The sequence below is a fragment of the Acidovorax sp. FJL06 genome (assembly GCF_003852545.1).
Lineage (GTDB): Bacteria > Pseudomonadota > Gammaproteobacteria > Burkholderiales > Burkholderiaceae_C > Acidovorax.
The window spans coordinates 19,504-23,691 of the sequence record NZ_QAJR01000061.1 but is presented as its reverse complement, the minus strand read 5'-3'; the positions used below and the strand labels follow the sequence as shown (position 1 = coordinate 23,691).

Below are 4,188 nucleotides of genomic sequence, written 5' to 3'. Positions count from 1 at the left end.
GTAAGTCGCTAATCAGGCGTATTTTTCTTCAACATGGCGAAGACTCCTTCAATCAATGCGGATGCCGGCGGTGCGAATCACCTCGGCCCACTTCGTGGTTTCGGCTTTCAAAAAGGCGCTGAACTCCTGCGCGCTGGAGCCCACGCCCTGCACGCCCAGTTCGGCAAAGCGCTTCTTCATCTCGGGGCTGGCCACGATGGCGCGGGTTTCGGCCTCCAGCCGCTCCAGCACGGGGCGCGGCGTGCCTGCGGGGGCAAACAAGCCATTCCACTCGCTGACCTGAAAGCCCGGCACGCCGGACTCGGCCACGGTGGGCACGGCCTCCCAGCCCTCGGCACGGCGGGGCGATGTGATGGCCAGCGCACGCAGCTTGCCGCTTTTGACGAACGGCCCGCTGGCGGTGGTGGCGCTGAACATCACGTCCACCTGCCCGCCGATCAGGTCGGTGAGCGCAGGTGCCCCACCCCGGTACGGGATGTGGGTGATGGCCACTTTCTGCCCCTGCTTGAACAGCTCGCCCGCCAGGTGCTGCGCGCCGCCGTTGCCCGCCGATGCGTAGGTGAGGTGGCCCGGCCGCGCCTTGGCGGCCTTGGCCACATCGGCCACCGACTGGAAGGGCGAGTTGGCGGGCACCACCATGAGCAGTGGCACCTGCAGCACCAGCGAGATGGGCGCAAAGTCTTTGGTCGCATCAAACGGCAGCTTGGGGAATAGGCTGGGGTTGACGGTGAAGGCCGTGGCATCGAGCAGCAGCGCGCATCCATCGGCCGGTGCCTTGGCCACGGCCGTGGCACCAATCGTGCCGCTACCGCCAGGGCGGTTGTCCACCACCACCTGCTGGCCCAGGCGTTGGCCCAGTTGCGTGGCCAGCAGGCGCGCGGTGTTGTCGGCATTGCCACCGGCCGGGTACGGCACCACCAGCTTGAGGGGCTTGTCTGGCCAGGCGCCCTGGGCGTGCGCAGGCACCACACCCAGAACGGCAGCTGTGGCTGTCACTACCAAAACAATAGCTGCCAGCGCTTTATCCAAGCGCGCTAGCGGCCTATTTTCCTTAAAACGCTGTGGCATGGTGTTTGTCTCCAGGGGCTGCTGGTGCAGCGCAACGCCGGTGCGCGCGCGGCCCAGGGCCCTTTGTTTTGGTGGATGGAACTGCGCTCAGGCCGCCACAGCGCTGCGGGCCAGCACGGCCAGCAGGTTCTGGGCGGCGCCCACGCCCATGTTCACGTAGGCATCGCTCGTCACGCCACCGATGTGGGGGCTGAGGATGAAGTGTTTCTCGCCCTGGAAGGGGTGGCCCGCCGCCATGGGCTCCACCGCAAAGCTATCGAGCCCCGCCGCCATCACCTGGCCCGAGCGCACGGCGGCCAGCAGCGCGGCTTCGTCGATCAGGCCACCACGCGCCGTGTTCACCACGATCACGCCGCGCTTGCATTGCGCCAGCGTGGCGGCGTTCAGCATGCCCCGGTTCTCTTCGGTCAGCGGGCAATGCAGCGAGATCGCATCGGCCTCGCGCCAAATGGTGTCCAGGCCGACGCTTTGCACATAGTCCGGCAGGTTCTTCGCAAACGGATCGAAGCCGATCACGCGCATGCCCAGGGCGTCGGCCATCTTGGCAAAGCGCAGGCCAATGGCGCCCAGGCCCACCAGGCCCACGGTGCGGCCGCCCAGCTCCAGGCTCTTGTGCGTGGCCTTGTCCCAGTGGCCGGCGTGCATGCGCGCATCCAATGCCACCACCGATTTGGCGCAGGCCAGCAGCAAGGCCAGCGCCTGCTCGGCCACGGCGGCGGCGTTGGCGCCCACGGCGGCCACCACCTCGATGCCACGGGCTTTGGCGGCCACCTTGTCGATGGTGTCGGTGCCACTGCCGTGCTTGGAGATGACCTTGAGCGCGGGGGCCGCGTCCATCACCGCAGCGCCCACCTTGCCGTAGCGCACGATGATGGCCACGGGGTTGTGGCGCTGGCACAGGGCCACCATGTCGTCTTCCGTCGGCGTCTTGCCGGCGTAGACGATCTCGTAGCCTGTGAGCAAGTCCAGCGCCTGCTGCGCCAGGTCGGCGCCCGTGACGATGATGGCGGGCGCGCTCACAGCGATTCCCCTTCCTTCAACACACCGGCAGCGCGCAAGGCGGCAGGCAGCCATTTGGATGCCGTGTCGCCGCGAGCAATGGCTTCGATGCGGGCGGCTTCGTCGGCCACCTTCTTGTCGGCCAGGGCCAGCATGGCGGGGGCTTTTTCGCGCTCGATGACAACCACGCCATCGGCATCGCCCACCACCAGGTCACCCGGGTTCACCACCGCGCCACCGGCGCTGATGGGATGGTTGATGCGGCCGGGCACGTACTTGGTCGGCCCTGCGGGGTTGAAGCCCGCGCTGAACACGGGGAAGTCCAGCTCCAGAATTTCCAGCTTGTCGCGGATGGCCGCGTCCACGATCACACCGGCCAGGCCACGCTTCTTGCAGGCGCTGAGCATCAGCGTGCCCATCAGGGCCGCCGTCTGGTCGCCCTTGCCGTCGATCACCAGCACATCGCCCGGCTGGGCCAAGGCGATGGCGGCGTGGATCATGAGGTTGTCGCCAGGGCGCACTTCCACGGTGAAGGCAGGGCCTGCCACCTTCATGCTCTGGTGCACGGGGGCCACGCGGCCGTGCAGGGTGCCGCGGCGGCCCGCCACGTCAGCCAGGATGGCGGCTTGGTAGGTGAAGGCCTGGCGCACGACGTCGGCACTCACGCGCTCGATGTCACGGACGATGTCGGGGAGTTGGCTCATGGTGGAATCCTTGTGAAGAATGCAGAGAAACAAAACGCGGGGCCTGTACCGCAGGGCGGGTAACGCCTGCCAAGCGCCCATGCCGCAGCGCGGCCGGCCTCAGGATGGGCGGCAGGCGCGGTGCAGAGAAAACGGGGTAGTGGTGCGGGGACTGGGGCGTGTGCGCAGCCACCCGCCCCAGGGTGACCGCGTCAGTCCAGGCTGGCGCCCGAGTCCTTGACGATCTTGCCCCAGCGCGGCACTTCGGTGCGCAGCAGCTGGCCGAACTGTTCTGCCGATCCACCCAGCACGTCGCCGCCTTCGGAGCGCAGCTTGTCGGCCACATCGGGCTGCTGCAGGGCCGCGTTGATGGCCTTGTTGAGCTGCGCGACGATGGGTGCGGGCGTGCCAGCAGGCGCCAGGATGCCGAACCAGGTCACGGCCTCGAAGCCCTTGTAGCCGGACTCGGCCAGCGTGGGCACATCGGGCAGCTGCGACGAGCGCTTAGCCGAGGTGATGGCCAGCACCTTGAGCTTGCCGTTGCGCACCTGGCCCAGCAGCGTGGGCACGGACGACATGTACAGGTCGATCTGCCCGCCCACCAGGTCCGTCATGGCCTGGGCCGCGCCCTTGTAGGGAATATGGCGCAACTGGATGCCGGCCGCGTTCTCGGCCAGCTCGCCCGCCAGGTGGGCCACGGTGCCGTTGCCTGAGTAGCCCAGGGTGAGCGCATCGGGCTTGCCCTTGGAGGCGGCCACCACGTCCGCAAAGGTCTTGAAGCGCGAGTTGGCCGGTGCGGCCATCACGATGGGCGAGGACGACACCAGCGCCACGGGCACCAGGTCCTTGAGGGGGTCATAGGGCAGCTTGGGGTACAGCGTGGGGTTGATGGCCAGGTTGCTGGTCTGGCCCATGACCAGGGTGTAGCCGTCGGCCGGCGACTTGGCCGCCGCATCCACGTCCAGGTTGCCGCCCGCGCCAGGCCGGTTGTCCACGATCACGTTCCATTTGTTCTGGTCGGTGAGCTTTTGCGCCACGGTACGCGCGATCATGTCGGTGCCGACGCCGGGCGGGAACGGCACGATCAGGCGGATGGGTTNNGATCGGCAAGGCCCAGCAGCGTGGCACACAAGTGCGCGCCAACAGCACGCGAAAGCGATGGAAAAGCAGGCATGGATTTGTCTCCGTTATGGTGGTTCGTCACGCCGGTCTGCAGAACCTGCCCAGGCCCGGCGCCGTGGGTGCGACTGTACGCAGACGTTTCAACCCATACAATGCAGTTGCACACAATGAAACGAATTGCGCCATGAGCAACAACCCCGACACGCCCCCCCGCTCCGCTCCACCCCGCGCCCCGGTGCCGTCCGCCCCCACGCCGGAGGCAGAGGCCAGCGGCGGTGTCATCGCCGTCACGCGCGCCTTGCAGGTGCTGGAGGCC

4 protein-coding genes and 1 pseudogene are annotated in these 4,188 nt (G+C 67.7%); 1 reads left to right on the top strand and 4 read right to left on the bottom strand.

What is annotated here, in order from left to right; translation table 11 throughout:
• Positions 1–48 precede the first annotated feature (48 nt).
• The 4 genes from DBV10_RS22230 to DBV10_RS22215 form a co-directional block, all read right to left on the bottom strand.
• A complete protein-coding gene (locus DBV10_RS22230; RefSeq protein WP_124515718.1) occupies positions 49–1,068 on the bottom strand; it encodes a tripartite tricarboxylate transporter substrate binding protein in 1,020 nt (339 codons plus the stop codon).
• An 87-nt stretch (positions 1,069–1,155) separates the two neighbouring features.
• A complete protein-coding gene (locus DBV10_RS22225) occupies positions 1,156–2,088 on the bottom strand; it encodes an NAD(P)-dependent oxidoreductase (protein WP_124515717.1) in 933 nt (310 codons plus the stop codon).
• Positions 2,085–2,771, bottom strand: a complete 687-nt coding sequence (locus DBV10_RS22220) for an RraA family protein (protein WP_124515716.1) — start codon at positions 2,769–2,771, stop codon at positions 2,085–2,087. The genes DBV10_RS22225 and DBV10_RS22220 overlap by 4 nt, the downstream gene beginning before the upstream one ends.
• A gap of 191 nt (positions 2,772–2,962) precedes the next feature.
• Positions 2,963–3,880 carry a tripartite tricarboxylate transporter substrate binding protein gene (locus DBV10_RS22215; protein WP_370451210.1) on the bottom strand — a complete coding sequence of 306 codons (918 nt, stop codon included), beginning with the start codon at positions 3,878–3,880 and terminating at the stop codon, positions 2,963–2,965.
• Positions 3,881–4,056: 176 nt separating this feature from the next.
• Here DBV10_RS22215 and DBV10_RS23245 point away from each other — a divergent pair.
• Positions 4,057–4,188 (top strand): annotated as a pseudogene (locus DBV10_RS23245) (IclR family transcriptional regulator); the annotation flags it as partial.